Raw genomic sequence first — 26,871 nt, 5'->3', positions numbered from 1 at the left:
TCGAACCGCGCGGCACCATCGAGACCGAAGCAGCACGCCGCCTCGCCGACGACCTCAACAACCAGTAGTCACCAGCTAACCCAACACTTTCTGAGGCGAGCGCGAGGAAGTGGCCGGTGGCGAAGGTCCGCTCCAGGTAGGACCAGAAGGCGGCCTGCCACCGGTGAATCCGCCGGGTGCGTCGGGCTTTGGCCCAAGGCCGTGAAGTTAAGGGCTGCTCGACTCTGTCGAGAGGATGTCGATGCTGATGGTGGCCTTGTAGGTGCGGCGGTCGACGCGGAGGCTCTTGTCCGCGTACTTGGTTCGCCCCGTCTACCAGACGGCTGCCCTCCGGGAGATCGCGCACCACCGCGGAGCGAAACCTCCGCGTGCCTTCTCCAACTGAACCCGCCCCCGAGTCCGAACCCAGGCACGCAGTACTACAGCCAGGTACCCCGCCACCGTGACTCCCCCCGTGACCACATACTCCGGCATCATCCTGCGCTCCGTTCGACACATCTGGAGAAGACAGTCCGTCAAAGGGGGAGTGCTGTCAGGGCGGCCTCAGCGTGACCTCGCACCCAAAAGTTCTTCAAGAGCATCGTGGTGCGACCCACCCGAACCTCCGCTTCTCCGCGCTCCCGCCCGGAACGCGACCTGCCCGCCCTTCGGGCTCACCGCAGCGAAGGCAGGGACCGAGCGTTCCCTGGCCGGGGTGCCGAAGGGGTGAGTTGCCGGACCGCCCGGTCGCGACAAGACAAGCGATAGCAGATGAAAAGCGGTTCACGAAGCGTGTGGAACCCGCTTGGCGGCGACCGCCGACCACCGCCGGTTCTTCTCCAAGAGCCGTGCGGCACGGGTCTGCTGGAGTTCCCCGAACGACGCGTTGCCCTGGCGCCGCAGCAGGACCGGCATCCGGTTCGCCGCCATGTCGACCCTCACGTCCGGCTGAGCGGCGATCAGGCCGGACGCGCTCTGGTCCAGGTAGCCGGCAGCCTCCAGCGACTCAAGGTCGGGGAAGAGGTCGGCGTGGCGGTCGCGGTTGAGGTCGACCTGGCTCAGCCCGGGTGCACGGCTCATGGTGCGATGGGGTCGGAACGGAACTGGGCGGGGTGAGCTGCGCGAAGGTAGTGCATCGCGGTATTCGGCGCGATGCCGAAGACTCTGATGAGGTGGATGGGGTCGGCGGTGTGCTTGGCCTCGTCGAGGATCCGGTCGGCCCGCAGGGCAGATGCTCGTACGCCAATTGCCGTGAACGGCTTCTTGGTTGACAGGTCCGACAGCGCGGCGTTTCTGTCGTTCACGGCGGTCTGGCGGCTGAGCAAGAGGTGAGGGTTGGTCGTGGAGGGCCATCGGGTGGATCGCTCGGCGAGCCACTTTCTCAACTGCTCGCCGCACCCGCGTACGCGGTGACCCCCGCTCCCGACCCCGACGCCGTACCCCGGCTGACCGATGAATCCTCGTGTTGCAGCAGCACGTGTTGCGAGCGGAGAGGAACGTGTTCCCAGGGTCACGCGGGGTGCTCCGGGAGATGGAGGGCGGAGAGCCGCGGCAGTCGACGGTGCATCTGCTCGGCGTCGTCGAAGTCGAAGTCCTCGCCCATGTCCACCTCCACCCGCTCACGGGGGTGGGCCTTCCAGTACTCGTTCCACGCCTCGTAGAAGTCCTCGTCATCGCCGGCGAGCTGCTTGAACGCGTAGGTGGCCGAGTAGTTGACCACCTCGTGGAAGAGGACGTCGTCGTCGTGTTCCGCGGCAGCCGCGACGACGAGCGGGTGTTCCGCGAGGTCATCGGGGTTGATGGCAACCCGCTGGTACCAGCCTCGTCCCTGGGCGATCACTCCTGCGCGGAAGTCGGTGAAGCTGTCGTCCGAGCAGCCGCCGCCGATGAGGTACGCCGCTGCCCAGACGTCCCAGCGGTGGAGGGCGCCGTGGAGTTCGTCGAACCGCTCCTGGTACTCCAGGATCTCCCTCTTCGAGCGGGCGGCCAGCAGTCCGACCAGCGCCTGGTCGAAAGTGCCGCTCTCCTCGGCCTGCGAGCGTGCGGTCTCGATGAGGTGCCAGAACTCGTCCATTTCCATGACGTGGCACTCTGCCACCCGGGGACGACAAGCGGACCTGCGAAGCGACGGGGGACCTGTCAGGGTCCCCGCGTATTCTGCCGCGCATGAGCATGATCGGGGAGTACTCTCGGCCGGCACCTGCCGAGCTGGGTCGAGCTGTCCACGCTTCGGTGCGGGCCTCGGACCGGAGGCCGGCATGGAGGGGTTGACGGTTGCGGAGGACGCCGAGAAGCGCTTCGCCTGGGTCGATGAGTTGGAGGAGGACTACATCCTGCCCACCGTCGCGGTGATCGCCGGTGTGGGGCGGGACGAGGTGATCCGCCGACTGCACGGCGATCCGGAGACCGGTCGACTCCTGACGGCACGACAGGCCGCCGACGAGACGGCTCGCACCGACCGGGACGAGGATCTGGTCGGAATCGGGATGGTCGGTGACCTGGTGTTCGTGGTGGAAGCCGGTGGCTACACGACAGCGATTCCGGGGGTTCTTCGCGATCTGTCGCGCGGTGGCCGGTGCTTCAGTGTGCAGATCGATATCAACGGGGGAGACACCGTCCACTATGCCGTGGACGGTGAGCTCGTTGTCCACGAGGAGCACCACGGGCCGGTCAACCCGCTGCGGGCGGGAGATCCACGCTGGGATGCCGAGTGGTGCCAGGGGCTGATCGACGTGAGTGACGAGACGGAGATCTGGGGTGTGAAGATCTTCGCGCTGATGGAGCGCGTGACGGGTGCCGCCGTCCACCCCTCGTGGTTCACCGAGCCGCTCGACACGTTCGCCGTTCCGCCGGCCTTCGGTTATGCGAACACCCCTGCCTGGGACATGCCCTGACACGACTGCCATTGCGCAGGCCGCGCGGCGACCGGCTTGCCGGAGCAGTGCCGGGGCCGAGGTGTGCCGTCGTCCGCGTCGTCGGATCTCCGGAGGGCGAGGGTGCGTTCAGGTCAGGAGCTGGTCGCCGAGCGGGCTGCGCAGGTAGAGGACGAGGTGTCCGTGGCGGGCGCGGGTGACCAGTCCGGCGCGGTGCAGGACTCCGAGGTGCTGGCTGACCGTCCCGGGGGTGACGTCCAGCCGGTGGGCCAGCTCGGTCGTGCTCGCCGGTTCCGCGAGGTGGCTGAGGATCCGGGCGCGGGTGCGGCCGAGCAGGTCGGCGAGTGCTGTCGGCGGTGCGGTCGTGGCGGTGTGCCAGACCGTGGCGAGGCCGCGGGCCGGGTACCAGATCCGGGGTGGAAGGTCGAGGTCGACGACGGTGACGGCGTGGTCGCAGAACACGGAGGGCGTGAACGTCACACCGTGTCCGTCGACGACCAGGTCGTGGTGCTCGGCGGGGAAGGCGTCGACGGCCAGGGTGCCTGAGCCCGGCTGCCACGTGAGGCCCGAGTCGATGTCGGCGAACAGGGCGGCCGCGCCGCCGTCGGCGAGGCGACGCGCACGGTGGAGGACATCGGCGCGCAGCACGGCGTGCATGCGTGGCCAGTGTGGTGCGATCACCAGGAGCCAGTAGGTGTGCAGGGCCTGGGCGATGCGCCCCAGCAGTCCGAGCGGGTCGGCCCGGGCGTCGGACAGCAGCGGGTGCAGGGGGTGGCCGTCGGCGGCCTGCAGCAGTTCGTGTGTCACGCGTTGCGGCGGTGTCGAGCGAAGGGTGGCGAGCTCGTCGTCGATGTCGCTGTTCGGCCGGGATGGGTGGGGGGTGAGGAAGTCGGGCACCAGGCGGGTCGGGCCGACCAGGGCCTGCAGCAGCGGCCAGTCGAGGTGCCGGAGCCCGGGGGCTGCCTGCCGCAGTAGTGGCTGGTGCACCGCGTAGCGGGTGGGGCTGCGCCAGGCCCGTAGGCTCTGGACGGTCTCCTGCAGGGGGGAGCAGGCGAACCGGACCGAGGCCAGGGCTTCCACATCGAGCCGGAGGAGCAACATTTGGCTCATGCTAAATCTCTGGCCCGGCTGGTGGTCGTGGTGGTGGAGTCTGGTGCATGACTTCTGCTTCTGCTGCCGGGGGGACCCGGGCGACGGCGGTGTACGACCGCATCGGTGTCGGCTACCGGGGTGTCCGCCGCCCCGACCCGCGCCTGGCTGATCTGATCCACCGGGCGCTGGCCGGAGCGCGTACGGTCGTCAATGTCGGTGCGGGGGCGGGCTCCTACGAGCCGGCCGACGCGGAGGTGACGGCGGTGGACCCGTCGCGGGTGATGCTGGAGCAGCATCCCGGACAGCACAAGGTCCTGGCGGGTGCGGAGGAACTGCCCTTCGAGGACGGCTCGTTCGACGCCGCGATGGCGGTGATGACGGTGCACCACTGGCCCGACCTGCGCCGTGGCCTGGGCGAGATGCGGCGCGTCTCGCGCCGGCAGGTCGTCTTCACCTGGGATCCCGAGCACCGGCCCGAGTTGTGGCTGGTCGAGGAGTACCTGCCCGAGATCCGCCGCCTCGAACATGCCCGTTTCGAGCCCCTGTCCACCGTGGTGGAGGCGCTGGGCGCGCACACCGTGCTGCCCTTCGCGATTCCGCAGGACTTCACCGACGGCTTCCAGATCGCCTACTGGCGACGGCCGGAGTTCTATCTCGATGCCGTGGTCCGGCAGGCCAGCTCGACGTTCGCCCAGCTCCCGCCGTCGGTGATCGAACCAGCGATCGAACGACTGCGTGCCGACCTGGCCTCCGGGGCCTGGCAGCGACGCCACGCGGACCTGCTGGAGCAGGAGTCCGTGGACTACGGCTATCGCCTGCTCATCGCGGGAAGCGGTGAGAAGGCAAGTCGTCTGGGCAGCTGAGCAGGCTCCTGCCGGGACGGACGCGATCGACCGGCTCCGGGGGCGCTTGTGCCATCAGGGGACGGTCTTCTCGGTGAGCATTGCCGCGCTGCCTCGGCTGGCGGACATCGCCGAGACCGCCCCCTCCGGAGGCTGGGCGATCGACCTGGCCGACCCGGCCCTGCCCCCGGAGGTCCGCGCGACCGTGCACCGCATCGGCCGCCAGCACCCACACCTGCTCCGCGATCCCGACGCGCCGCTGCCCCGCGCCGCCGCGCTCGACACCGCGCAACTCACCCGCAGGTCGCTCGTCGTCGTCCTGGCCCTCGTGATCCTCGCGCCGGTCGTGTTCTGGCTGCAGTCCCTGACGGCGCGCGAACTCGGCGGCCCGGCCCTGTCCGCGTCATCCTCCTGGCTCGTCATCGGCGCGGTCGGCTGCATCTCACTGCTCATGAGCCTCGCCAAGACATGGTCCACGGTCAGGATTCCCGGCGGACGCCAGGGCGTGGCCCGCCACCTGGCCGCGGCCCGGGGCCGCTAACGGCGATGACGTCAACCGGACCGGCGTTCCCGCGGTGCGAGTGGGGCAGCGCCGAGAAGGACGGTCGACACCGCGCGGCACTTGAGCACCGTCGGGCCCTGATCGGGACCTGATTCGACGACAGCGGGGCCGAGAAGCGGCTCCTCACGATCGAGGGTGCGGCCGCGGTCCGGAGCCCCCGTCACCCGCGGCGCCACCGGCCCGGGTGCTCGGCTCGGGGTCGGCGACGCGGAGGCCGTCGATCAGGAAAGCCGCGAAGCGGCGTACCGCCGCGTCGCGCGTGGCGGCGGGTGCGGCGGTGAGTCCGCGGCCGGCGAGGAGGAGGACGGCGAAGTCGTCGAACCCGAAGTCCGGACGCAGCCGACCCGCGGCCTGCGCGCGGCCGATGACGGTGGAGACGACGCGGCCCAGCTCCTCGCGGTGTGCCTCGAAGTCGACGACGTCGGGGTGTGCCGACATGAACGCGTCCGTGAAGCCCTGGTTGCGCGCGTTGAGGAGCAGGATGCGCTCGATGACATCGCAGAACCCGCGCCACGGATCCGGGTCGGCGGCGCCGTCGTGGACGATCGAGCCGCACTCGGCGAGCTCGTTCTCGAACGCCTTGAGCACCAGGTCCCGCTTCGTCGGGAACCGGCGGTACAGGGTCGCGGGCCCGACGTCCGCACGCCGGGCGATCTGCCGCATCGTCACCTCCAGCCCGGACTCCGCGAAGAGCTCCCGGGCCGCGGCGAGGACACGGTCGCGGTTCTCCCTCGCGTCGACACGCAGCAGGTGAGTCATCTTCCGGGCGATCTCTCTCACAACGGCAAGTGGACGCATCCGTCCGTTACGTTCGATCGTACGGGAGCCGACCGGCTCGGACCATTGGGGAGCGACACATGCGAGCAGTCTCGATCCGTACCTTCGGCAGCCCGGACGGTATGGAGGTCGTCGACGTCCGCACCCCCGGCCCGGGCGAAGGCGAAGTCGTCATCCGGACCGCGGCGATCGGGGTCGGCGGAGTCGACGCGGTGATCCGGCGCGGCACCCTGGGCGCGCTCGGCCCGGCCCTCCCCCGCGACGGCCTGGTACCGGGAAGCGAGGTGGCCGGGACGATCACAGCCGTGGGAGCGGGCGTCGAGGCGTCGTGGCTCGACCGACGCGTCTGGGCGTTCACCGGCCTCTCCGGCGGCTACGCCGAGCACGCGCTCGCGCGGATCGAGAACGTCACCCCACTTCCCGCCGGCCTGACGCCCGTCGACGCGGTGGCACTGGGCAGCGCGGCCCCCGTGGCGCACTTCGCCCTGCGGCAGGCGCGCTTCGCCGAGGGCGAGAGCGTGCTGATACGGGGCGCGGCCGGCAGCATCGGCATCGCAGCCGTCGAGATCGCGGCCCGAGCCGGCGCACGGGCGGTCGCGGTGACCACGTCGTCGGCCGAGCGGGGCGAGCGGCTGAGGGCGTACGGCGCGACACACGTGCTCGACCGCGACGGGAACAGTACGCGTGGTCCCCAGCCGGCCGGCTTCGACGTGATCGTCGACATCGTCGCCGGGCCGGCGGTGTCCTCGTTCCTCACCCGGCTCGCGCCCAATGGTCGACTGGTGCTGGTCGGCCTCGTCGCCGGGCCTCCTCCGGCGGACTTCGGGTCGGCGTTGCTGAGCCGGTTCCAGCGGTCGCTGTCGGTCGCGACCTTCAGTCTGGACACGGTGCCGCGAGCCGACCTGGCCCGGCTGCGCGCCGACCAGTTCGAGGCCGCGGCGCGGGGCGACCTCAGCGCCGTCGTCCACGCCGTCCTCCCCCTCGAAGCCGCGGCGGACGCCCACCGGCGGATGGACGCCGGCGAGGTCTTCGGGCGCATCGTCCTGACACCGTGACCGACTGCCACCGGTCCCGCCTCGTTCCGCCGCACCGGGCGCTGTGACCCTCCCGGCGCCGTGGCGCCCGCCCGCACCACCGCGACCGGGTGCGGGCGGGTGCAGGCGGGCGGGACGGGTGCGGCTACTGCGGGGTGACGTAGGCGCCGGAGATGCCGCCGTCGACGAGGAAGGTGTTGGCGGTCATGAAGGAGGAGTCGTCGGAGGCGAGGAAGGCCACTGCGGCGGCGATCTCCTCGGGCTCGGCGAAGCGGCCCAGCGGGATGTGGACCAGGCGGCGGGCGGCGCGCTCCGGGTCCTTGGCGAAGAGCTCCTGGAGCAGCGGGGTGTTGACCGGGCCGGGGCACAGGGCGTTGACGCGGATGCCCTCGCGGGCGAACTGGACGCCCAGTTCGCGGGACATGGCCAGTACGCCGCCCTTGGAGGCGCTGTAGGAGATCTGGGAGGTGGCCGCGCCCATCACGGCGACGAAGGAGGCGGTGTTGATGATGGAGCCCTTGCCCTGGCGCTGCATGTGCGGGATCGCGTACTTGCAGCACAGGTAGACGCTGGTGAGGTTGACGTCCTGGACGCGCTTCCAGGCGTCCAGGCCGGTGGTGAGGATGGAGTCGTCGTCCGGCGGGGAGATGCCGGCGTTGTTGAAGGCGATGTCGAGGCGGCCGTACTCGTCGACGGTCCGCTGGAAGAGGTCGCGCACCGCGGTCTCGTCGGTGACGTCGGCCTGGATGAACAGGCCGCCGACCTCGTTGGCGGCCTTGGCGCCGCTCTCGGGGTCGAGGTCGACGACGACCACCTTGGCGCCCTCGGCGGCGAGGCGGCGGGCGGTCGCCAGGCCGATGCCGCTGCCGGCGCCGGTGATGACGGCCACGCGGCCGTCGAGTCGCTGGGTCATGGTGATCATTCCTCCGTGGAGATGAAGACGTTCTTGGTCTGGGTGAAGGCGTCGAGGGCGTCGGGGCCGAGTTCGCGGCCGAGTCCGGACTGTTTGAAGCCGCCGAAGGGCGTGGTGTAGCGCACCGAGGAGTGCGAGTTGACGGAGAGGTTGCCGGCCTCGACGCCGCGCGAGACCCGCAGGGCGCGGCCGAGGTCGCCGGTCCAGATGGAGCCGGAGAGGCCGTACTCGGTGGCGTTGGCGATGCGCAGGGCGTCCTGTTCGTCGCGGAACGGGACGACGGTGACGACCGGGCCGAAGATCTCCTCGGTGAAGGCCGGGTCGTCGTGGCGCACGGGCGCGAGGACGGTCGGCGGGTACCAGAAGCCGGGCCCGTCGGGGGCGCTGCCGCGGAAGGCGACGGCGGCGGTGTCCGGGACGTAGGAGGCGACCCGTTCGCGGTGGGCGGCCGAGATCAGCGGGCCCATCTCGGTCTTCTCGTCGGTCGGGTCGCCGACCCGCACGCCGCGCACGGCCGGTTCCAGCAGTGCCATGAAGTCGTCGAGGACACGGGCCTCGACGAGGATCCGGGAGCGGGCGCAGCAGTCCTGGCCGGCGTTGTCGAAGACGGCGTAGGGCGCGGTCGCGGCGGCCCTGGCGAGGTCGGCGTCGGCGAAGACGATGTTGGCGCTCTTGCCGCCGAGTTCGAGGGTGACGGGCTTCACCTGGGCGGCGCAGCCGGCCATGATCTGCTTACCGACCCGGGTGGAGCCGGTGAAGACGACCTTGCGCACGTCGGGGTGGGTGACGAAGCGCCCGCCGACGACCGGGCCGCGGCCGGGCAGGACCTGGAGCACGCCCTCGGGGATCCCGGCTTCCAGGGCGAGTTCGGCCAGGCGCAGCGCGGTGAGCGGGGTGAGCTCGGCCGGTTTGACGATGACGGTGTTGCCGGCGGCGAGCGCCGGGGCCAGGGCCCAGGCGGCGATCGGCATCGGGAAGTTCCAGGGCACGATGACGCCGACGACGCCGATCGGCTCCTGGAAGGTGACGTCGATGCCGCCGGCGACGGGGATCTGTCGGCCGAACAGCCGCTCGGGGGCGGCGGCGTAGTACTCGATGACGTCCCGGGCGTTGCCCGCCTCCCAGCGGGCGTTGCCGATGGTGTGGCCGGCGTTGGCGACCTCCAGGGCGGCGAGGTGCTCGCGGTCGGCGTCGACGGCGGCGGCGAAGGCGCGCAGCAGTCGGGCGCGGTCGGCGGGGGCGACGTGGCGCCAGGTGTCGAAGGCGGCGCGGGCGCGGGCGACGGCGGCGTCGGTCTCGGCGGTACCGGCGAGTTCGAGGGTGGTGATCACCTCCTCGGTGGCGGGGTTGACGACCTCGTAGAGGTCCGGTTCGGTCATCGGAGGGTCTCCCTGTGGGTGGCGGATCGGCTGGCGGTGACGAAGGCGTGGAACAGGCGCGGGTCGTCGGGGTCGGTCTCGGGGTGCCACTGGACGCCCAGGGCGAAGCGGTGGCCGGTGAGTTCGAGGGCCTCGACGGTGCCGTCGGCGGCGTGGGCGGTGGCCCGCAGACCGGCGGCGATCCGGTCGACGGCCTGGTGGTGGTAGCAGGAGACGTCGGTGGTGGGGCCGAGGGCGGCGGCGAGGCGGCTGTCGTCGGCCAGGGTGACCCGGTGGCGGACGAAGCGGGCGGGGACGCGCTGGTGGGTGTCGTCGGGCAGGTGCTGGTCGAGGGTGCCGCCGAGTTCGACGTTGAGCAGCTGCATGCCGCGGCAGACGCCGAGGAGCGGGAGGTCGCGGGCGAGGGCGGCGTGCAGCAGTCGGCTCTCCCAGTCGTCGCGGGCGTGGTGGGGCGGGCCGGTGCGTGGGTGGGGGGCCGCCGCGTAGCGGGCCGGGTCGAGGTCCGGTCCGCCGGCCAGGACCAGTCCGTCGAGGGCGTCGACCAGGGGGCCGGCCTCGCCGGGTTGGGGCGGCAGCAGGACCGGGGTGCCGCCCGCGCGGACGACGGCGTCGACGTACGTCTGCGGCAGGAGGGCGGCGCGCTGGTTCCAGACGGACCAGGCGGCGTCGTCCTGGTAGCTGGTGATGCCGATGAGCGGGCGCGGGTGACCGTCGTCGGGGGCCGGCCGGGTGGCCGGGGTCGGGGCGATGGCGGTCACAGCCGCTCGAATCCGCGGCGCCGCTCCCAGTCGGTCACCGCCCTTTGGTAGGAGGCGAGTTCGGTGCGTCCGGCGTGGGTGTAGTGCCGGACGACGTCCTTGCCGAAGGCCTCGGTGGCGACGGCGCTGCGTTCGAAGGCGTCGACGGCGTCGCGCAGGGTGGCGGGCACCCGGGGGGCGTCGGAGGTGTAGGCGTTGCCGGTGAACTCCGGTTGGAGTTCGAGTTGTTGCTCGACGCCGTGCAGTCCGGCGGCGATCAGGGCGGCGACCGCGAGGTAGGGGTTGACGTCGCCGCCGGGGACGCGGTTCTCGAAGCGCAGCGAGGGGCCGTGGCCGACGACGCGCAGGGCGCAGGTGCGGTTGTCGCGGCCCCAGGCGATGGCGGTGGGCGCGAAGCTGCCGGGCACGTAGCGTTTGTAGGAGTTGACGGTGGGAGCGAACAGCAGGGCGAAGTCGGCGAGGCAGGCGAGTTGGCCGGCGAGGAAGTGCTCCATGGTGCGGGAGAAGCCGTGCGGGCGGTCCCCGGCGAACACCGGGGCGCCCTGGTCGTCGCGCAGGCTCAGGTGGATGTGGCAGGAGTTGCCCTCGCGTTCGTCGTACTTGGCCATGAAGGTGAGGCTGCAGCCCTCCTGGGCGGCGATCTCCTTGGCGCCGGTCTTGTAGACGGTGTGGTTGTCGCAGGTGGTGAGGGCGTCGGCGTACTTGAAGGCGATCTCGTGCTGGCCGAGGTTGCACTCGCCCTTGGCGGACTCGACGGTCAGCCCGGCGCCGGCCATGCCGTTGCGCAGGCGGCGCAGCAGGGGTTCGATGCGGCCGGTGCCCAGGATGGAGTAGTCGACGTTGTACTGGTTGGCCGGGGTGAGCCGGGTGTAGTCCTTGTCCCAGGCCTGTTCGTAGCTGTCCCGGAAGACGATGAACTCCAGTTCGGTGGCGGCCTGGGCCTGCCAGCCGTGGCCGGCCAGGCGGTCGAGCTGGCGTTGGAGGACCTGGCGCGGGGAGACCGCGACCGGGGTGCCGTCGTGCTGGACGACGTCGCACTGGACCATGACGGTGGCGGGGTGCCAGGGCACGGGCCGCAGGGTGGTGAGGTCGGGGCGCAGGGTCAGGTCGCCGTAGCCGTTGTCCCAGGAGGAGACCTCGTAGCCGTCGACGGTGTTCATGTCGACGTCGACGGCCAGCAGGTAGCCGCAGCCCTCGGCGGCGCCGGTGACGACGTCGTCCAGGAAGTAGCGGGCGGCGACGCGTTTGCCCTGGAGGCGTCCCTGCATGTCGGTCATGGCGAGCACGACGGTCTCCACGGACCCGTCGGCGACGCGGGTGCGCAGTTCGTCGAGGGTGAGCCGGGGGGTGGTCATCGGGTCTCCCGTTCGGTGTCGGGGGCGGGTGGGGCGTCGTGCGCGGACAGGGCGTCGGGCGCCGGGGGTACGGAGGGGGCGGGCTGCGCGGCCGGCTCGGCGCCGGTGTGCGGTCCGGCGAACCAGTGCCGGGCGGAGGCCAGCCACCACACCCCGGCGAAGCCGGCGACCACGGCCACGGCGACCGGGGTGTAGTTGAAGCTCTCGGCGGTGATCGGGCTGGCGGTGGGCAGCATGAACAGGACGGTGATCACGGCCGTCCAGGCGACGGCGACGACGCCGATCGGCCGGCTCCAGCGGCCCAGGTGCCAGGGGCCGCGCGGGAAGTCCTCTCCTTGGCGCAGCCGCAGGTACACCGGGATGACGTAGGAGATGTAGAGGCCGATGACGGAGATGGAGGTCACGGCCGTGTAGGCGGTGTTGTTCCAGAGCGCGGGCAGTCCCAGCAGCAGGGCGCCGCCGGTGGCCAGCCAGACCGCGTTGGTCGGGGTCTGGGTGCGCGGGGAGATGCGGTGCCACAGGCGGGAGCCGGGCAGGGCGCCGTCGCGGGAGAAGGCGTAGATCATGCGGGAGTTGGCGGTGACGGAGGCCATGCCGCAGAAGAACTGGGCGCCGATGACGATGAGCAGCAGGAACTGGGCGCCGCCGGAGCCGATCGCGTCGATGAAGATCTGGGCGGGCGGGACCTGGGTGGTGCTGTCGAGCGCGCCGTCGTAGTCGCGGATCGCGAAGGTGATGCCGAGCAGCAGGATCCAGCCCGCCACCAGGGAGACGGTGATGGCGTTGACGATGCCGCGCGGGCCGGAGCGGGCGGCGTCCTGGGTCTCCTCGGTCATGTGCGCGGAGGCGTCGTAGCCGGTGAGGGTGTACTGGGCCATCAGCAGGCCGAGCATCGCGACGTAGAACTGGCTGTGGAAGCCGGTCCGGTTGACGAACTCGGTGAAGACGGCGGAGGCGGAGGCGTGCCGGTCGGGGAACAGGGCGAGCGCGCCGACGATGATCGCGACGCCGGCCAGGTGCCACCAGACGGAGACGCTGTTGAGGACGGCGACCAGGCGCACCCCGAGGGTGTTGAGCAGTCCGTGCGCCAGCAGGATGACCGCGAAGATCTCCATGGTGTGCGCGGGGGTGGCGGCGAGGCCGTAGCGCAGTTCGAGGAAGGCGTTGGTGAAGAAGGCGGCGCCGTAGTCGACGCCGGCGGTGACCGCGACCTGGCCGAGGAAGTTGAACCAGCCGGTGAACCAGCTCCAGGCGGGGCCCCGGCTCCGGTTGCGGGTGAGTTTGGCGGACCAGTAGTAGAGCCCGCCGGCCGTCGGGTAGCTGGAGCAGATCTCGGCCATCGCGAGGCCGACGCAGAGCGTCAGCAGGCCGACCACCGGCCAGCCCCAGATGATCAGGGCCGGGCCGCCGGTCTTCATCCCGGTCCCGTAGAGGGTCAGGCAGCCGGACAGGATGGAGACGATGGAGAAGGAGACCGCAAAGTTGGAGAAGCCCGACATCGAGCGGGCCAGTTCCTGGGTGTAGCCCAGCTCGCGGAGGCGTTGTTCGTCGGCGGAAACGGGGGAAGGGTCCGGCGGTAACACGGCGGGGCCAGGGTGGTCGGGTGAGCGTGCGTCGGTCATGGGCACCCCTGGGGGTTGAGGGTGTGCCGGGGTGCACGCGGCCACGGCGGCGTGGCGCACCCGCCCCGGCGGGTTCGACGGTCTGACGGCTCGTCAATGGTCTAAAGTCAGACCATTGGGTGGGTGAGCAGCATCGTTCCGGCTGGACGGTGGCCGCGTCAAGGGCGGGACGGGAACGAGTGCGGCAGATCCGTTCACAGGTACGATTCGCGGCGTGGACGTTGACGTGGACGTGGACGTGACGCGCGAGCAGGCACGGCTCGACTGGGAGGCCGGGGCGATCTTCCGCCCGATCCGGACCGGCAACGCCTTCGAGGAGACCGTCGAACGGCTGCTCCAGGCGATCAAGCTCGGCGTCTTCGGCCCCGGCGACCGGCTGCCCGCCGAACGCGACCTCGCCGCCCGGCTCGGCGTCAGCCGCGAGACCCTGCGCGAGGCGCTGCGCACGCTCCAGCAGGCCGACTGCGTCGAGGCCCGCCGCGGCCGCTACGGCGGGACCTTCGTCACCTACCGGATGCCCGAACCGGACGTCGCCGACCTGCGCCGCGCCGTGCGCGACCTCGGCGGCGAACTGGAGGACGCGCTGACCTACCGGCAGGTCCTGGAGGTCGGGGCCGCCGAGGCCGCCGCCCGACGCCCGCTGACCGCCGAGCAGCGGGCCCACCTCCAGGAGCGGCTGACCGAACTGGACGCGGCCCCGGCGGAGCAGTACCGCCAGCTCGACTCGCGCTTCCACCTCGCCATCGCCGAGCTCACCGGCTCCCCCGCCCTCGCCGCCGCCATCACCGGGGCCCGCATGCGCCTCAACGACCTGCTGAACGCGATCCCCATGCTGGAACGCAACATCGAGCACGCCGCCGAACAGCACCGGGCGATGGTCCGGGCGATCCTCGACGGCGACGGCGACGGCGCCCGGCGCGCCACCGAGGAGCACCTCGCCGCGACGGCCTCGCTGCTGCGGGGGTTCCTGGCCTGACGCCCTCCGGGGCCCCTCCCCCTAGGTCCTGTCCGGCCTATCTTGCCGGGCGCGATCGGCCGGACAGGACCTAGCTGCACCACCAGCGCCCCACCCACCGCCCGCACGCGGACCTGGAGCAGCTCCCGGTCTCCGCCGCGGCCCAGGGCCAGGGCATCGGGGCGATCATCGCCCCTTGCACGCGTCCACGCCGGACAGTCGGCCCCTGTTTCCCGGAGCCTGCGCATCCGGGTGTCCGGGACTGGCCGGGTGGCCCGTCGGGAGTGGCCGGGTGGCCGACCGGGAGTGGCCGGTCCGGGGGTTACGGGACTCCCTCGGTGCGGGAGAGGCTGAGCCCCGCCTCGTGGTCGTCCGCGTAGGCCGTGAGGCGTCGTGGGCGCCGGCGGTCGGCGCTGCGGCCCGCCTCGAAGACCTCACACGTCTCTGCCTCCCAGGAGGGGAGGGGGCAGCGACGTGTGAACGACGTGCGGGCCCGGGCGGTAGGCCACACCGCCCGGGCCCGCACCGGGGCCGCCGTCGCCGACGTACGGGGCACGGCCGCCGCTTCCGCCCGCACGGCTGCGGCCCGGCAAGGCGAGACAGCGGAGGCCGCACACAGAGCGCCCCCGGGGCGGGGCATCGGCGGATGCCCCGCCCCGGGGTGAGGACCTCGGCGACATTGCACCCAGAAGGATCGATCGGACACGATCAGTTATCCTCGGAACGGCGCCCGCCGGACTCGCGGCGCACGGACGGGACGGGTTCTGCATGGTCGACCGGATCCGACGGACAGGACGACAAGGCAGGGCGTGAACGTGATCCGGGTTGCGGTGGTGGACGACGAGGCACTGATCAGATCGGGTTTCTCCCTGATCCTCGACGCCGCCGACGACATCGAGGTGGTGGCCGCCGTCCCCGGCGGACAGGCCCTGGAAGCGGTCGCCTCACACACCCCGGACCTCGTGCTGCTGGACATCCGGATGCCCGACGTCGACGGCCTGACCATCCTGAGCCGCCTGACCGAGCTCCCCGAGCCGCCCGTCGTGGCCATGCTCACCACCTTCGACTCCGACGAGTACATCGCCCAGGCCCTGCGCAACGGCGCCTCCGGCTACCTGCTCAAGGACACCGACCCCGACGATCTCGCCCCGATGGTCCGCTCCCTCTTCCAGGGCGCCGTCGTCCTCGCCCCGAAGGTCGTCCCGACCGTGATCGACGGCTACCTCCGCCACCACCGCGCACCCGGTTCCGCGGCCGCCGGCACCGAGAACCTCACCGAGCGCGAACGTGACGTCCTCGTCCACCTGGCCCAGGGACTCTCCAACGGCGAGATCGGTACCCTCCTGCACCTGAGCACGAGCACCGTCAAAGCCCACGTCGCCACGCTCCTCACCAAGCTGTCGGTCGCCAACCGCGTCCAGGCCGCCCTGTGGGCGCAGCGCGCCGGTCTGCTCGCCGAGGACGACGACCGGTGAGCACGGCCGGTGCAGGAGAAGTGTGGGCACACCGTGCGGCGGTGGGGCTGCGGAGCAGGCGGGCGCTGTCACCGTGGACGTTCGACGCCCTACTGGTGACAGGCGCCCTGATCCTGGCCTGGTTGAACAGCCTGGTGATACACCACTGTCAGCAGGATCCGCACCGTTCGTTCATTTCCATGGAACTGGGACGGTTGCTCCTGGGCGTCTCGGCGGCGCTGCTCCTGCTGCTGCGCAGGCGACTTCCTGTCCCGGTCTTCGCCGGCACGGCCGTACTGGCGGTGTTGGCCCACGAGCACCATCCACTGGCTGCGTTGGTGGCACTGCTGACGCTGGCCGAGCGGTCCTCGCGCTGGGCGTTGACCGGCCTGGTGTGCTTCACGGCGGCGATGTACGCCGATCAGCACGCCGGCATCGATTTCAGTCCGCTCCTGGCCGTTCGTGCTCTGCAACACCTCTGGTTCCTCAGCGGCACGCTCCTTCCCGCCTGTGCGGCGGTCCTCCTCGGTCGGCTGCTGCAGACCCGCCGGGAACTGGCCCGTAGCATGGCCGGGCTCCACGAGGCCCAGGAGCACGAGCGCGAACTGCACGCCCAGGCCGTCCTGGCCCGTGAACGGGCGCAGCTCGCACGGGAGATGCACGATGTGGTGTCCCACCAGGTCAGCCTGATCGCGGTGCGCTCCGGCGCGCTCCAGGTCGGCACCGACAGCGCCGAGACCCGGGAGGCGGCCCGCACGATCCGCAAGCTGAGTGTGGCCACGCTGGACGAGCTGCGGCACATGGTCACCCTGTTGCGGGCCTCCGGCAGCCGGGACACCGAGATCACCCCGCAACCCGGCGCCGCGCAACTCGTGGACCTGGTGGCCGGCAGCGGCCTGGGCGCCCGCCTGGTGGGCGAGGTGCCCGACGACACCAGCCCGGCCGTCCAGCGCACCGTCTACCGGATCGTCCAGGAAGCCCTGACCAACGTGCGCAAGCACGCCCCCGGCGCCACCGCGACGGTCGAGATCCACCGGCCCGGACCGGGCCTGGACGTGACCGTGACCAACACCGCCCCCACCCGCCCCGGCCTCCACCTGCCCAGCTCCCACCACGGACTGATCGGCCTGCGCGAACGCGCCGAGAACCTCGGCGGGACGCTGACCAGCGGCCCCACCCCGGACGGCGGCTACCGCCTCCACGCCGCCCTGCCCGACCGCCGGCACTGAACCCACCGCCCGCCTTCACGCACACTGCCTTGACCGGGGGTTGCAGCGATGACGGCGGACCCGGTGACCGGATGGCGAACGTCCGGCTGGTTACCTCAGCCGGACGTTCGCATCAACCGGAAGAGGACGGCTCAGGAGGCGGACGGTTTGATCTCGCCCGCGAAGACGATGACCTGGTCGATGAGGCTCCGCCGCAGGTGGACGACGTCCGTTCCCGCGAGGTGGGGACCTCCGTCCGGCGTGGTGAAGACCCACTGGTAGCGGGCCCACTCGTCGGGCATGTCCACCTCCGAGCAGCGCGCCATCGTTCCGGGCCCCGCCGGGTGGCGCCGGAGCTCCAGCACGAACCGCTCGACCGCCGCGATTCCCTCGCTGCGGCCCAACGGCCCCCAGAAGACCACGTCCGAGGTCAGGGCCTGGGAGAGCAGGGCGGTCACATAGCTGTCGTCCGAGGCGTTGAACGCGGAGATGAACGTGTCGATCGCGGAGCGTGCAATCTCTTCCTGCATGCCCTAGTAATACCAGCCGTTTCGCGTGCGCTCGTCCCGCAGGCCGCCTTCCGGTCGCGGTGGACCGTCCCGGTGACCTCACCGGGCTCCCGCCGCCACAGCGGACCCGGCTGTGGCGGCGGAAGCCCGGTGCCCGTCCGCACGGTTGACGCTGCACAGGGAGTCGGCCCCGCCGACTTCCCGCGCCGGGCTTCAGGCGGCGGGCTTCAGGCGGCGCCGGCGGGGCGGTGGCCGGGTGGGCTCACTCGACCAGGGCGGCGGCGATGCGGCGTACGGCGTCCCGGCGGCGCGCGCGGTCGTCGAGGTCGACGACGGTCAGCACCTCCGGGTTGGCGGCGGCCCACAGCATCGCGAGGTGGGCGAGCAGGGGGAACAGGATCTCGGGTTCGAAGCGGGTCGAGACCCGGCCCCCGGCCTGCGCCTGGGCGATGGCGGCGGTCCGCTCCCGCACCTCGGCGACCCCGAGGTCGTTGAGCGCCTCGCCGCGTTCCAGGCGCTGCCAGGTGACGATCCGCGGGATGTCCGGGAACTGCGCGTAGAGGTCGCTCAGGTCGGCCGCGAAGCCGGGCAGGTCGTCCACGTCGAGCGGTACACCGACCACGATCTGCTCGACGAGTTCGTCCCAGACCGCGTCGAACAGCCCGGCCTTGTTGCCGAAGTAGTGGTAGATCTGCGCCTTGTTGCTCCGCGCGGCGGCGGCGATGCGGTCGACTCGGGCCCCGTTCAGCCCGTGTGCGGCGAACTCGGCCCGGCCGGCCGCGACGAGTCTGCGTCTGGTCGCCTCGGCGTCACGCTCCATGCACCCAGCTCCTAACTAACCGTTTACTTGACAGTTTGACCTGAGCACAATCTAATCAACTAACCGTCCAGTTGAATACGGCGGGGGGCGCAGGAAGGGGACCGGGCGTGGAGCCGGGCATGGTGATGGTCGGTCGGGACGGCGAACGGGCGCGGCTGGCCGCGTTCGTCCGGGCCCCGGGCGGGCAGGCCCTGGTACTCAGGGGCGAGGCCGGCGTCGGCAAGAGCGCCCTGCTCGACCTGGCGGCACAACTCGCGTCCGAAGAAGGCCAGTTGGTGATCCGCGCGACCGGCGTCGAGGCGGAGGCCGACCTGCCGCACGCCGGGCTGCACCAACTCCTCTACCCCCTGCTCCCGGACGGCGCCCACCCCGACCCGGGACTGAACCCCGCCGCCCGGGCCGTCTTCGGGACCGCCTTCGGGACCGCCTTCGGGACCGCCTTCGGGACGGCCTTCGGCCGGACGGACGGCCCGCCGCCCTCCGTCATGGCCCTCGGCATCGCCGTGCTCGACCTGCTCTCCGCGGCCGCCGCGCGGCAGCCGCTGCTGCTCGTCCTCGACGACGGCCAGTGGCTGGACGACGCCAGCGCCGACGTCTGCGGGTTCGTCGGCCGTCGACTGGCCGGCCGGCCCGGCGTCCGGCTGCTGGTGGCCGTCCGCGGCGACACCGCCTCCCGCTTCGACACCGCCGCGCTGCCCGAGGCGCCGATCGGCGCACTCACCGACACCGACGCCACCCGCCTGCTGGACCACCACCACCCCCGCCTGGAACGGCAGTTGCGCGCCCTCGTACTGGACACCGCCCGCGGCAACCCGCTCGCCCTGCTGGAACTGCCCGCCCACCTCCAGGCCCGCCCGGACGCCCCGGCGCCCGGCATCCTCCTCGGCCCGGACCCCGTACCGCTGCCCCGGCGCATCCAGGAGATCTACGCCACCCGCCTGGCCCGCCTCGCCCCCGCCGTCCGGGCGCAGCTGCTCGCCGGCGCCCTCGACGGTGCGACCGCCAGACCGGGCGACGGCCCCGCCCCGGCCGCGCGCTACCGCATGCGCGACGTGGACGAGGCGCTCGCCTGCGGCCTGCTGGTCGTCGAACCGGCCGGCGGCCACCTCGTCTTCCGCCACCCGCTGGTCCGCTCAAGCGTCGTCCAACTGGCCACGCCCGACCAACGCCGCTGCGCGCACCGGCAGTTGGCCCGCGTCCACCGCGATGACCCGGAACGGCGCGCCACCCACCTGGCGGCCGCCACCGTCGACCCCGACGAGGGCGTGGCCGCCGCCCTCGAAGCCGCCGCCCGGTCGGTGACCCGGCGTGGCGGCGCGCGGATGGCCGTGGCCTGGCTGACCCGCGCCGCCGAACTGAGCGAGGACCGGGCGCAACGGGCCCGGCGGCTCGGTGAGGCGGCGTACGTCGCCGGGCAGGCCGACCGGCCCGGCCGGGCCCGCAGCCTCGCGCTGGCCGCCTCCGTACCCGGCGAGGACGACAACCCCGCCGCCGTCCTCGCCGACGCCTACCTCGCGCTCTACCGCGACGGCGCCGTCCGGACCGTGCACCGCCAGGTCGCGGCGGCGGTGGAACGGCTCCACCGGCTCCACCGGCTCCACCCGCTCCAGCGACACCATCGGCACGAGCAGCCCGGACAGCTGCTCCGGCAGCAGTGCGACGACGTGGCCGCCGGCCCCACTCCCGACCGTCACGACGCGATGCTCGACCGCCTCGTGAGCCTCCTGCTCGCCGCCAGCCAGTACGCCGGCAGCCGCACCACCTGGCAGCGCACCCACGAGCTCCTCGCCTCACTGGGCGGCCTCGCCACCGAACGGGCCCGGATGTACGCCGACACCTGGAGCGACGTCCTCCGGCACGGCTCCGGCTGGGCCGAGCGGATCGAACGCGCCGCCGCGAACCCGGAGAACCAGGACCCCTGGGACGTCACCCGCCTCGCCGTCTCGGCCCACCACCTCGACGCGCTGTGCCCGCTGCGCCCGTACCTGGACCGGGTCGTGGACCGGGAACTGGACACCGGCGCCACGTCCAGCGGCATCGTCATGCTGCACCTGATCATGCTCGACCAGACCGCGCTCGGTCAGTGGGACGCCGCGGAACGCACCGGCCACCGCGCCCTCGCCCTGGCCACCGAGGCCGACAACCAGCTCTTCGCCCACCAGACCCGGGCCTACCTCGCCCACCTCGCCGCCGTCCGCGGCCGCACCCGGGAGGCCCACGACCTGCGGGCCGAGGTCGACGCGTGGGCGCGCCCGCGCGGCATCGGATTCCTGACCGGGCTCGCGGACGCCGCCGGCGCGAGCGCCGCCCTCGGGGCGGGCGACCACGAGTCCGCGTTCCTGCACGCCACCGGCATCACCGCGCCGGGTGCGTTCCGGCCCTACCACCACCAGGCGTCGCGCACCCTCCTCGACCTGGTCGAGGCGGCCCTGCACACCGGCCGCACCCAGCAGGCCCGCGCCCACGCCCTCGCCGCCCGGGACGCCAGGCTGCCCGACACCTCCCCGCGCCTGGCCCTGGTCACCTACGGGGCGCTGGCGATCACGGCCGAGGACGACGACGAGGCCGCGGACCTGTACGCCCGGGTCCGCTCCCACCCGGCCGCCGACCGGTACCCGTTCGAACTGGCCCGCATCCGGCTGGCGTACGGCACCCGGATACGCCGCAGCCGCGGCGGCGCGGCGGCCCGGGCGGTCCTCGCCCCGGCGGCCGAGGCACTCGAACGGCTCGGCGCCACCGCCTGGGCCGCCCGGGCCCGCGCCGAACTGCGCGCCACCGACACCGCACCGCCCGCCGCGGTGTCCACTGCCCCGCCTGCCGTGGTGTCCGCCGCACGGCCCGCCGCGGTGCCCGCCGCGGTGCCGCTGACCTGGCAGGAGCTGCGCGTCGCCGAACTCGCCGCCGGCGGCCTGACCAACAAGGAGATCGGCGAACGCATCCGGCTCTCCCCCCGCACCGTCGGCGCCCACCTCTACCGCGTCTTCCCCAAGCTCGGCGTCACCACCCGCGCCGCCCTGCGCGACGCCCTCACCAGGCTCGACCACCACCCCGCAGAACACAGCTTCCGATCCGCCGGTTCCCGCTGAGGAGCCTTCGGTTCCTCGTGGTCGGGCCGGGCCACGCCGTCTCCCTGCTCCTTCGCCCGCCGGCAGCCCGCTACCTCCCCTCCGCGACCTGGCCCGCGGGTCCGGTGTCCCCGGCTCGCACGGCGACTGCCGCCTCCAGCAGGGACCAGCCGTCGACCTCCTCCGCCCGCCGCCGTCCCGGCTGCCACCCGCGGGCCGACGCCACATCGAGCAACGCCCGGACGGCGCCCGGTTCGTGCAGGTTCAGGGAGCCGCCCCGGACGTACCCCACGTCCCCGGAGCCCAGGGGGAACCCGCCGACGTACCGGCCCGGACCCTGGGCGAAGACGATGCGCAGCGGGCCGCCGGTGCCGACGGGCTGGGGGTGCAGCGTGAGGGTCTCGCGGCAGCCCTCGGACCGGCCGTCGTCCAGCGTGCGGTGATCGTGGCGGAGCGTCCACAGGAACACGCGTCCGTCGGCGACGAGTTGGCGGGGCTTCTTCGGATCGCGGGGCACGGAGTCGAGCGTACGGGTCCGGTGGCACATGGTCTCGACCGGACGGGCCGGCCGGCATGCGGACGCGGCCGGCCGCTCAGGCGCCGGGTTGCATCTCGGGGTACGCGGCGGAGGGGCCGTCGAACAGGTCGGGGCAGGTGTGGCGGTCCCGCAGTCGCAGGTCGAAGTAGGCGCGCAGATAGGTGCGTTCGAGGCGCAGGGCGCGTCGTGGGGCGATGGTGCCGTACTGCTGGGTCAGCTGGTCGGCGGGGATCTGCAGCACCGGCTCGGCCTGGGGGATGAGGACCTCGCCGTCGGAGTAGGTCAGGTGCTCGCTGCCGTCCATCCGGTACACCCGGCCCCAGCCGTGCAGCAGCGGGCGAATCGGGGGATGGCCGTCGGCGGCGGCCGAGGTGAGGTTCAGCAGCGGCTTGGTCACACCGTCGCGGCTGATCGGTCCGAACCCCGGCTCGGCGAGCGGACCGTCCAGACTGGCCGCGGCCCTGATCCGCGGGTCGGCGTTCATGGCCGCCGCGCTCTCGACGCCGCCGAAGGAGGCGCCGAACATGCCGATGCGGTCGAGGTCCAGGGTCCTGGCCAGCCGTCGGGGCAGGGCCCGGTGCTCGGCGTCCGGATCGGCGCCGTGTGCCAGGGCGGTGATCTCGTCCAGGACATAGCGGACGTCGGCGACCCGGGTGTCCAGTTCGTGGACGGGATCGGGGTCGTGCACCTCGGTCTCGACGCGGTGGTCGGGGAACTCGACTTCCTCGGCGTAGTGGGTGTGGTCGATCGAGACGACGATGTACCCGTGGCTGGCCAGGTCTTCGAGCAGTGCGGTGTTGCCGGCGCGGTTGTCGTGCGAGCCGTGGGCGTAGAGCAGCACCGGGAAGCGGCCGGGCTCGGCGGGCACGCCCTGGCCCGCGTGGGTGACGGGCAGGGTGATCCGGTCGGCGGGAAGGCCGTTGGTGGTCATGAAGGTCGTGGCGGCGCCGGGGGTCATGTACGGCGCCTTCGGGTGCGCGGGCGAGTGATCCGCCGGGTACCAGAGTTGCACCATCAACTCGCGCACCGGCCGGCCGGGTACCCAGGTGTCCCGGCGCGTGGGATCGACCAGGTGCAGCGACACCGTGCCCAGCGCGTGCCGGCCCGTCGGGGCGGGCAGGGTGAGCCGTACAGCTGTGTCCGTACCCTGCGTGGCCGACCTCGGCGACGCCGCGTTGGCCGGTGCGGCCGTTAACGTCATCGCCATACCCGCGACCAGTGCCGCGCCCACGATCGGCGCCCGGCGCACTCCCCTACCCCACATCACGTCAACTCCCTTGACCGGTGGCCGTCGGTTCCACGCTCCCAGCCAGGATCTGACGTGTCATCAGGACTGACCACTGATTCGACCCGCCCGCCTCTCGGGGCCGCGTCAGGGGCAACCCCGAGAACGTGTCCGGGTTCCTGCGCGGGCTCGTGACAACCCCGGGCCCGCGGAGTGGGCGGTTTCACCACCGCGCATTCGGCTTTCCGCCTTCATATTGAACATGTTCAATTTTCCTGCGACGATATCGACCTCAGGAGCGGACGAGGGGGAGCCGGTGCCGATGGGGATGGTGCTGAGGGTCGAGAGCGCCCTGCTGTGGTTCCTGCGCGCGGCGGCCGGATACCTGATCGCCCTCGCGTGCGGCTGGGGAGCCGTGGTCGGCGGGCTCGCCCTCTTCAACGAGGCGGACGGGTACTTCGCCTTGCTGGGACTGTTCCTGTCGATCTACGTCGGCGTCCCGTCGCTGGTCCTGCTCCTGCTGACCGCCCCGATGCGGGAAAACGAGTACCACAGGACCGTGCTCGCCTTCCTGCTGTGCGGACCGGCGATGTTCACCGGACTGCTCCTCGGCGGCACGTGGTGGCTGATCGGCCTGATCCTCTTCCAAGTCGGCTTCACCGGCTTCCTGCTGCCCTCCCCACGCCTTCGGCTCGTCAGCCGACGCGACCGCCGCCACCGCTGACCAGAGGCGGGCCGACGGCGGCGTGCGGCCGGGGTGTCCAGGAGTCCGGCGGCCGGGTCAGTCGGCCGGCTCACTCGGTCGGGCGGAACGCCGAGACCGGGTAGCGCAGGGACTCCGGGACGGCCGCGTCGATGGCCGCGACCGCCGGGGCGGCGTCGGGGAACAGGTCGGACACGACGGGGATGAAGCAGCTGTTGCGGCCGAACACCACCCGGCTCGGGCCGTCCGTCTCCACACCCACCACCTCGTCGTACCGGACGTGGCAGACGGTGCCGTCGGGATGGCCCATCCACAGTCCCGCCTCGTCCACCACCAGGCGTATCCGGCGGGCGTTCGAGGAGAACAACCGGGCGAGCAGCGGCGGCCGGAACGTCCTTCCGGCGGCGGGGAGTCGCTGACCGCCGCCCCCGCAGGAGTACTTCGGCAGCGGGGTGCCGTCCGACTGCCGCACGTCCGGCTCGGTGCCGCACGGGACCACCAGCACCGCGGTGCGCAGGGCCTGCGCGAGCGCCTGCCGGGCCCCGTCCGGGGTCACCCGGGTCAGGCTGTCGAGCCGGGTGTCGGCGTCCCGGTAGTCGCCGCCGAACAGCGACTCGGCCGCGGCCTCCCGGAGTTCGAAGGGCGTCGAGCGCGGGTCCTGGAAGGCCTCGCGAACGCCGGCCAGTTCCTCGGCCAGCTCCTGCTCGGACATGCCGTCCCGGGCCAGCCGGACCGTCTCGGCCCAGAGCAGCTCGGCGACCCGCTGGTCCTGGCCCTCGCGGGCGTCCAGGACGAGAGTGCGCTCGCCCTGGCCGGGGCCGACGAACACGGTGTCGCGGCCGACGTCGTAGGAGAGGCCGTGCTGGTGGCGGACGGTCTCGCGCAGCCGGTTGGCCAGCACCTCGACGGCGAGGAACAGCGCGTCGTCGTCGAGGTCGCCGTGCAGGGCGAGGCCGGGGCTCGGCACGTTCTCCTGGTACCAGGCGGCGCCGCCACGCAGGACGGGCTGGGTGGCGCCGCGCGGCGGCCGCTCGCCGGAGGGCAGCGGCAGCCGCAGTCCGGCCGGCGGCGGACCGGTCAGCACCAGGACGGCGTTACCGGCGTGGAAGTACCGGGCGAGCGTCTCCCGGACCGCCTCGACCGGGATCCGGTCCGGGCCGGGGCCCTGGTAGGCAGCCAGGCCGACGCCCTGCACCCCGTAGCGGTGCGACAGCAACTCGCCGGTGACCGGGTCGGCCGACATGCCACCCTCGGCGGCCAGCACCCCCGCCTCCCGCTCGATCCGCTCCAGCGGCAGCGCCCCCAGCGCCCGGCAGACCAGGCCGAGGAACTCGACCACCTGCTCGGGCCGCCCGGAACAGGTGAACTCGGTCGTGGTCAGCCCCACCGAGGCGTTGTGCTCGTGGTGCAGCCGGGGCAGCGTGCCCATCGCCAGGTGCTCCACCAGATGGGTCACCCCCAGCGTGCGGAACGACTCGTCCCGGGCCCCGCACCCGAACAGCAGGGCGGCCTCCAGCGGACCGGGCGCTTCCGCCCACAGAACAGGGACTCCATCGATGACCTCGTGATTCACGGCTTGATCATAAGGCCGTTCGGGAAATACCTTTGCCACTCCATTGCTTCTGCTAATTCCGGGCATTGCACTTCCGTCCTCACTTCGGCCCCCACCCGGTGAAGTGACCGAACACCACCGGCCCCGGAGAGCATCCACTCGCCACCGTCGTCCCGATGACCGTCAGTCGATGCCGTCGACGATGCGGAAGTCGCGCTCGAAGCCGTCGGGGAGGGCAGCCAGCGCCTGCTGGTACGCCTCGCTCCCGTAGGCCGCGACGGCCTGTTCGAAGCCGTCGAACTCGATCAGAACCACACGTTGCGTGATTCCGGCCTCCCGGGCGACGACTCGACGGCCACGGGACAGCAGGCGCCCGCCCCCGGCCCGGACCGCCGGACCGGCCAACTCCTCGTAGGCGGTCAGCACCTCGGAGTCGGAAGCGGCGGGGTAGACACTGACCCAGTAGCCCTTGGCCACGGAAACCTCCTGTGTTCGGCCGGACACACCCGACTGCGTCTCGGCACCCGGATCGACGATCGATCCCGGCATCCGCAGGCTAGGACCTGACGAGCAGTCAGGGGAAAGACCGGTACGGGCTAGACTCAGAACGGATCGTTATCAATCCGCAGGGAGGGCAGGTGCCGCCGGACACCGTGAGCCTGCGCTACTTCCTGGTGCTGGCACAGGAGTTGAACTTCACCCGCGCAGCCGCACGGATCGGCATCGCACAGCCCGCACTCAGCGCCCGGATACGCCGACTGGAGGCGGAACTCGGTACGGCCCTGCTGGTCCGCACCACCCGCAGCGTCGCACTGACCACGGCCGGTGCGGCTCTGGCTGAGTCCGCACCGCCCGCGCTGGCGGCACTGGACCGGGCCTGGGACACCGCCCGGAGCGCGGGAGCCGGCCAACTGGGCACGCTGCGCATCGGATACAGCCTCAGCGCCGGGGCCGGGACCGCACCGGCCCTGGTGGACAGACTGATCCGCGACAACAGCGGACTCCAGGTGGGCGCGGTCCCGATGGCGACACCGGAGATCTCCCCCGCGGTCGCCGACGGCCGCATCGACGCCGGCATCACCCGCGGCGAGCAACCGGGCCGTGGCGTACGCCGGTTGCTGCTACGACGCACGCGCATCGGGGTCCAGCTGGCGCAGCACCATCCACTGGCCGAACACCCGGAGATCGAGATCGCCGACGCGGCCGCCTACCCGCTGCGACTCCCGGACCGTGCGGCCAACCCCGTCATCCACGACCAGCTGTCCGCCCTGTTCCAGGGCACCCGGCCACACCCCCGGTTCCGCACACCCGCCGTCTCCTTCGACCTGTCCCAGCACGACCTGCGCGACGGACTCACCCTCGCCCCGGCCGGAGAAGCCGCAGCCACGACCCAACCGGCCGGCCTCACCTGGCGACCACTACGGGACGCGCCCGGCCTCACGTTCCACCTGGTCCTCCCCCGCGACCCGTCGCCACTGCACCGCCGCATCCGCGCCGCCGCCAGAACCCTGGCACACGAACTGCACTGGCTGCCGGCCTGACGCGCACACCGACGACAACCGGCGGCCGGTGGGACCGGGCGTGAAGCCCTCGGCGGGCGATCCCGGGACTGTCCCGGGCGCCACCGCAACGGGTCTCCGACAGCCTCTCCGGGGC

At 72.3% G+C, this 26,871-nt stretch carries 26 protein-coding genes; 10 read left to right on the top strand and 16 right to left on the bottom strand.

The annotated features are described in order from the left end of the window. Positions 1-762 precede the first annotated feature (762 nt). The 3 genes from ABTZ03_RS36090 to ABTZ03_RS36080 all read right to left on the bottom strand — a co-directional run bounded on the left by ABTZ03_RS36090 (position 763) and on the right by ABTZ03_RS36080 (position 2,059). The gene (locus ABTZ03_RS36090; protein WP_350517404.1) at positions 763-1,059 is read right to left on the bottom strand and encodes a GP88 family protein; all 297 of its coding nucleotides are present in this window, start codon (positions 1,057-1,059) and stop codon (positions 763-765) included. Beyond that, positions 1,056-1,304 carry a hypothetical protein gene (locus ABTZ03_RS36085; RefSeq protein WP_350517403.1) on the bottom strand — a complete coding sequence of 83 codons (249 nt, stop codon included), beginning with the start codon at positions 1,302-1,304 and terminating at the stop codon, positions 1,056-1,058. The genes ABTZ03_RS36090 and ABTZ03_RS36085 overlap by 4 nt, the downstream gene beginning before the upstream one ends. A gap of 185 nt (positions 1,305-1,489) precedes the next feature. Continuing rightward, complete coding sequence (locus ABTZ03_RS36080) at positions 1,490-2,059, bottom strand: DUF4240 domain-containing protein (protein ID WP_350517402.1); 570 nt, start codon at positions 2,057-2,059, stop codon at positions 1,490-1,492. Positions 2,060-2,237: 178 nt separating this feature from the next. On the opposite strand from ABTZ03_RS36080, the gene ABTZ03_RS36075 reads away from it, so the two are divergent. Next, complete coding sequence (locus ABTZ03_RS36075) at positions 2,238-2,873, top strand: DUF6461 domain-containing protein (protein WP_350517401.1); 636 nt, start codon at positions 2,238-2,240, stop codon at positions 2,871-2,873. Between the two features lie 108 nt (positions 2,874-2,981). Here ABTZ03_RS36075 and ABTZ03_RS36070 read toward each other — a convergent pair whose 3' ends face one another. Continuing rightward, positions 2,982-3,953, bottom strand: a complete 972-nt coding sequence (locus ABTZ03_RS36070) for an ArsR/SmtB family transcription factor (protein ID WP_350517400.1) — start codon at positions 3,951-3,953, stop codon at positions 2,982-2,984. A 56-nt stretch (positions 3,954-4,009) separates the two neighbouring features. Here ABTZ03_RS36070 and ABTZ03_RS36065 point away from each other — a divergent pair, with 56 nt between their 5' ends. Together ABTZ03_RS36065 and ABTZ03_RS36060 are read left to right on the top strand one after the other, a co-directional pair. Further along, a complete protein-coding gene (locus ABTZ03_RS36065; protein ID WP_350517399.1) occupies positions 4,010-4,807 on the top strand; it encodes a class I SAM-dependent methyltransferase in 798 nt (265 codons plus the stop codon). A 73-nt stretch (positions 4,808-4,880) separates the two neighbouring features. After that, positions 4,881-5,327 carry a hypothetical protein gene (locus tag ABTZ03_RS36060; protein WP_350517398.1) on the top strand — a complete coding sequence of 149 codons (447 nt, stop codon included), beginning with the start codon at positions 4,881-4,883 and terminating at the stop codon, positions 5,325-5,327. Positions 5,328-5,471: 144 nt separating this feature from the next. Here ABTZ03_RS36060 and ABTZ03_RS36055 read toward each other — a convergent pair whose 3' ends face one another. Continuing rightward, entirely contained in the window at positions 5,472-6,107 is a 636-nt protein-coding gene (locus ABTZ03_RS36055) for a TetR/AcrR family transcriptional regulator (protein ID WP_350517397.1), read from the bottom strand. 98 nt (positions 6,108-6,205) lie between these two features. Between ABTZ03_RS36055 and ABTZ03_RS36050 the strand changes: the two genes are divergently transcribed. After that, positions 6,206-7,180 (top strand): zinc-binding dehydrogenase, encoded by a 975-nt coding sequence (locus tag ABTZ03_RS36050; RefSeq protein WP_350517396.1) that lies wholly within the window; start codon positions 6,206-6,208, stop codon positions 7,178-7,180. Between the two features lie 124 nt (positions 7,181-7,304). Here the strand turns inward: ABTZ03_RS36050 and ABTZ03_RS36045 are convergent, their stop codons facing one another. Genes ABTZ03_RS36045 through ABTZ03_RS36025 form a run of 5 tightly spaced genes read right to left on the bottom strand, consistent with a single transcriptional unit; the run spans position 7,305 to position 13,186 of the window. After that, positions 7,305-8,081, bottom strand: a complete 777-nt coding sequence (locus tag ABTZ03_RS36045; RefSeq protein ID WP_502894696.1) for a 3-oxoacyl-ACP reductase — start codon at positions 8,079-8,081, stop codon at positions 7,305-7,307. Continuing rightward, positions 8,078-9,451 (bottom strand): aldehyde dehydrogenase family protein, encoded by a 1,374-nt coding sequence (locus ABTZ03_RS36040; RefSeq protein WP_350517394.1) that lies wholly within the window; start codon positions 9,449-9,451, stop codon positions 8,078-8,080. Before ABTZ03_RS36040 ends, ABTZ03_RS36045 begins: the two co-directional genes overlap by 4 nt. Continuing rightward, the gene (locus ABTZ03_RS36035; protein WP_350517393.1) at positions 9,448-10,209 is read right to left on the bottom strand and encodes a gamma-glutamyl-gamma-aminobutyrate hydrolase family protein; all 762 of its coding nucleotides are present in this window, start codon (positions 10,207-10,209) and stop codon (positions 9,448-9,450) included. Before ABTZ03_RS36035 ends, ABTZ03_RS36040 begins: the two co-directional genes overlap by 4 nt. Next, positions 10,206-11,564: a glutamine synthetase family protein gene (locus ABTZ03_RS36030; RefSeq protein ID WP_350517392.1), complete on the bottom strand. Its 1,359-nt coding sequence runs from the start codon at positions 11,562-11,564 to the stop codon at positions 10,206-10,208. Before ABTZ03_RS36030 ends, ABTZ03_RS36035 begins: the two co-directional genes overlap by 4 nt. Further along, positions 11,561-13,186, bottom strand: coding sequence for an amino acid permease (locus tag ABTZ03_RS36025; protein ID WP_350517391.1), 1,626 nt, complete (start codon positions 13,184-13,186; stop codon positions 11,561-11,563). The genes ABTZ03_RS36030 and ABTZ03_RS36025 overlap by 4 nt, the downstream gene beginning before the upstream one ends. A 232-nt stretch (positions 13,187-13,418) precedes the next feature. Between ABTZ03_RS36025 and ABTZ03_RS36020 the strand changes: the two genes are divergently transcribed. The 3 genes from ABTZ03_RS36020 to ABTZ03_RS36010 all read left to right on the top strand — a co-directional run bounded on the left by ABTZ03_RS36020 (position 13,419) and on the right by ABTZ03_RS36010 (position 16,824). Next, on the top strand, positions 13,419-14,162 hold the full coding sequence (locus ABTZ03_RS36020) for a FadR/GntR family transcriptional regulator (RefSeq protein ID WP_502894698.1): 744 nt from the start codon (positions 13,419-13,421) through the stop codon (positions 14,160-14,162). A gap of 794 nt (positions 14,163-14,956) precedes the next feature. Then, a complete protein-coding gene (locus tag ABTZ03_RS36015) occupies positions 14,957-15,616 on the top strand; it encodes a response regulator (protein ID WP_350517407.1) in 660 nt (219 codons plus the stop codon). Positions 15,617-15,795: 179 nt separating this feature from the next. Then, positions 15,796-16,824 carry a sensor histidine kinase gene (locus tag ABTZ03_RS36010; protein ID WP_350517389.1) on the top strand — a complete coding sequence of 343 codons (1,029 nt, stop codon included), beginning with the start codon at positions 15,796-15,798 and terminating at the stop codon, positions 16,822-16,824. 131 nt (positions 16,825-16,955) lie between these two features. Here the strand turns inward: ABTZ03_RS36010 and ABTZ03_RS36005 are convergent, their stop codons facing one another. Together ABTZ03_RS36005 and ABTZ03_RS36000 are read right to left on the bottom strand one after the other, a co-directional pair. After that, a complete protein-coding gene (locus ABTZ03_RS36005; protein WP_350517388.1) occupies positions 16,956-17,333 on the bottom strand; it encodes a nuclear transport factor 2 family protein in 378 nt (125 codons plus the stop codon). 241 nt (positions 17,334-17,574) lie between these two features. Beyond that, positions 17,575-18,132, bottom strand: coding sequence for a TetR/AcrR family transcriptional regulator (locus ABTZ03_RS36000; protein ID WP_350517387.1), 558 nt, complete (start codon positions 18,130-18,132; stop codon positions 17,575-17,577). Positions 18,133-18,251: 119 nt separating this feature from the next. Between ABTZ03_RS36000 and ABTZ03_RS35995 the strand changes: the two genes are divergently transcribed. After that, positions 18,252-21,218 (top strand): helix-turn-helix transcriptional regulator, encoded by a 2,967-nt coding sequence (locus ABTZ03_RS35995; protein ID WP_350517386.1) that lies wholly within the window; start codon positions 18,252-18,254, stop codon positions 21,216-21,218. A gap of 70 nt (positions 21,219-21,288) precedes the next feature. Here the strand turns inward: ABTZ03_RS35995 and ABTZ03_RS35990 are convergent, their stop codons facing one another. Next, the gene (locus ABTZ03_RS35990; RefSeq protein WP_350517385.1) at positions 21,289-21,714 is read right to left on the bottom strand and encodes a hypothetical protein; all 426 of its coding nucleotides are present in this window, start codon (positions 21,712-21,714) and stop codon (positions 21,289-21,291) included. A gap of 76 nt (positions 21,715-21,790) precedes the next feature. Then, a complete protein-coding gene (locus ABTZ03_RS35985; protein ID WP_350517384.1) occupies positions 21,791-22,999 on the bottom strand; it encodes an alpha/beta hydrolase family protein in 1,209 nt (402 codons plus the stop codon). 283 nt (positions 23,000-23,282) lie between these two features. Here ABTZ03_RS35985 and ABTZ03_RS35980 point away from each other — a divergent pair, with 283 nt between their 5' ends. Beyond that, complete coding sequence (locus ABTZ03_RS35980; RefSeq protein ID WP_350517383.1) at positions 23,283-23,684, top strand: hypothetical protein; 402 nt, start codon at positions 23,283-23,285, stop codon at positions 23,682-23,684. 70 nt (positions 23,685-23,754) lie between these two features. Here ABTZ03_RS35980 and ABTZ03_RS35975 read toward each other — a convergent pair whose 3' ends face one another. Next, complete coding sequence (locus ABTZ03_RS35975) at positions 23,755-25,236, bottom strand: M16 family metallopeptidase (RefSeq protein WP_350517382.1); 1,482 nt, start codon at positions 25,234-25,236, stop codon at positions 23,755-23,757. A gap of 162 nt (positions 25,237-25,398) precedes the next feature. Continuing rightward, on the bottom strand, positions 25,399-25,692 hold the full coding sequence (locus ABTZ03_RS35970; protein ID WP_350517406.1) for a DUF1330 domain-containing protein: 294 nt from the start codon (positions 25,690-25,692) through the stop codon (positions 25,399-25,401). A gap of 161 nt (positions 25,693-25,853) precedes the next feature. Between ABTZ03_RS35970 and ABTZ03_RS35965 the strand changes: the two genes are divergently transcribed. Then, a complete protein-coding gene (locus tag ABTZ03_RS35965) occupies positions 25,854-26,756 on the top strand; it encodes a LysR family transcriptional regulator (protein ID WP_350517381.1) in 903 nt (300 codons plus the stop codon). Positions 26,757-26,871: the final 115 nt, after the last annotated feature.

The organism is Kitasatospora sp. NPDC096077, assembly GCF_040303245.1.
Lineage (GTDB): Bacteria > Actinomycetota > Actinomycetes > Streptomycetales > Streptomycetaceae > Kitasatospora.
Note: the sequence above shows the minus strand (reverse complement) of the source record. Positions and strands in the feature narration are given on the sequence as shown.

Coding starts and splice junctions, on each gene's coding strand:
- ABTZ03_RS36090 (WP_350517404.1), bottom strand. CDS start 1,059: ATGAGCCGTGCACCCGGGCTGAGCCAGGTCGACCTCAACCGCGACCGC.
- ABTZ03_RS36080 (WP_350517402.1), bottom strand. CDS start 2,059: ATGGAAATGGACGAGTTCTGGCACCTCATCGAGACCGCACGCTCGCAG.
- ABTZ03_RS36075 (WP_350517401.1), top strand. CDS start 2,238: ATGGAGGGGTTGACGGTTGCGGAGGACGCCGAGAAGCGCTTCGCCTGG.
- ABTZ03_RS36070 (WP_350517400.1), bottom strand. CDS start 3,953: ATGTTGCTCCTCCGGCTCGATGTGGAAGCCCTGGCCTCGGTCCGGTTC.
- ABTZ03_RS36065 (WP_350517399.1), top strand. CDS start 4,010: ATGACTTCTGCTTCTGCTGCCGGGGGGACCCGGGCGACGGCGGTGTAC.
- ABTZ03_RS36055 (WP_350517397.1), bottom strand. CDS start 6,107: ATGACTCACCTGCTGCGTGTCGACGCGAGGGAGAACCGCGACCGTGTC.
- ABTZ03_RS36050 (WP_350517396.1), top strand. CDS start 6,206: ATGCGAGCAGTCTCGATCCGTACCTTCGGCAGCCCGGACGGTATGGAG.
- ABTZ03_RS36045 (WP_502894696.1), bottom strand. CDS start 8,081: ATGATCACCATGACCCAGCGACTCGACGGCCGCGTGGCCGTCATCACC.
- ABTZ03_RS36040 (WP_350517394.1), bottom strand. CDS start 9,451: ATGACCGAACCGGACCTCTACGAGGTCGTCAACCCCGCCACCGAGGAG.
- ABTZ03_RS36030 (WP_350517392.1), bottom strand. CDS start 11,564: ATGACCACCCCCCGGCTCACCCTCGACGAACTGCGCACCCGCGTCGCC.
- ABTZ03_RS36025 (WP_350517391.1), bottom strand. CDS start 13,186: ATGACCGACGCACGCTCACCCGACCACCCTGGCCCCGCCGTGTTACCG.
- ABTZ03_RS36010 (WP_350517389.1), top strand. CDS start 15,796: ATGGAACTGGGACGGTTGCTCCTGGGCGTCTCGGCGGCGCTGCTCCTG.
- ABTZ03_RS36005 (WP_350517388.1), bottom strand. CDS start 17,333: ATGCAGGAAGAGATTGCACGCTCCGCGATCGACACGTTCATCTCCGCG.
- ABTZ03_RS36000 (WP_350517387.1), bottom strand. CDS start 18,132: ATGGAGCGTGACGCCGAGGCGACCAGACGCAGACTCGTCGCGGCCGGC.
- ABTZ03_RS35995 (WP_350517386.1), top strand. CDS start 18,252: ATGGTGATGGTCGGTCGGGACGGCGAACGGGCGCGGCTGGCCGCGTTC.
- ABTZ03_RS35985 (WP_350517384.1), bottom strand. CDS start 22,999: ATGTGGGGTAGGGGAGTGCGCCGGGCGCCGATCGTGGGCGCGGCACTG.
- ABTZ03_RS35980 (WP_350517383.1), top strand. CDS start 23,283: ATGGGGATGGTGCTGAGGGTCGAGAGCGCCCTGCTGTGGTTCCTGCGC.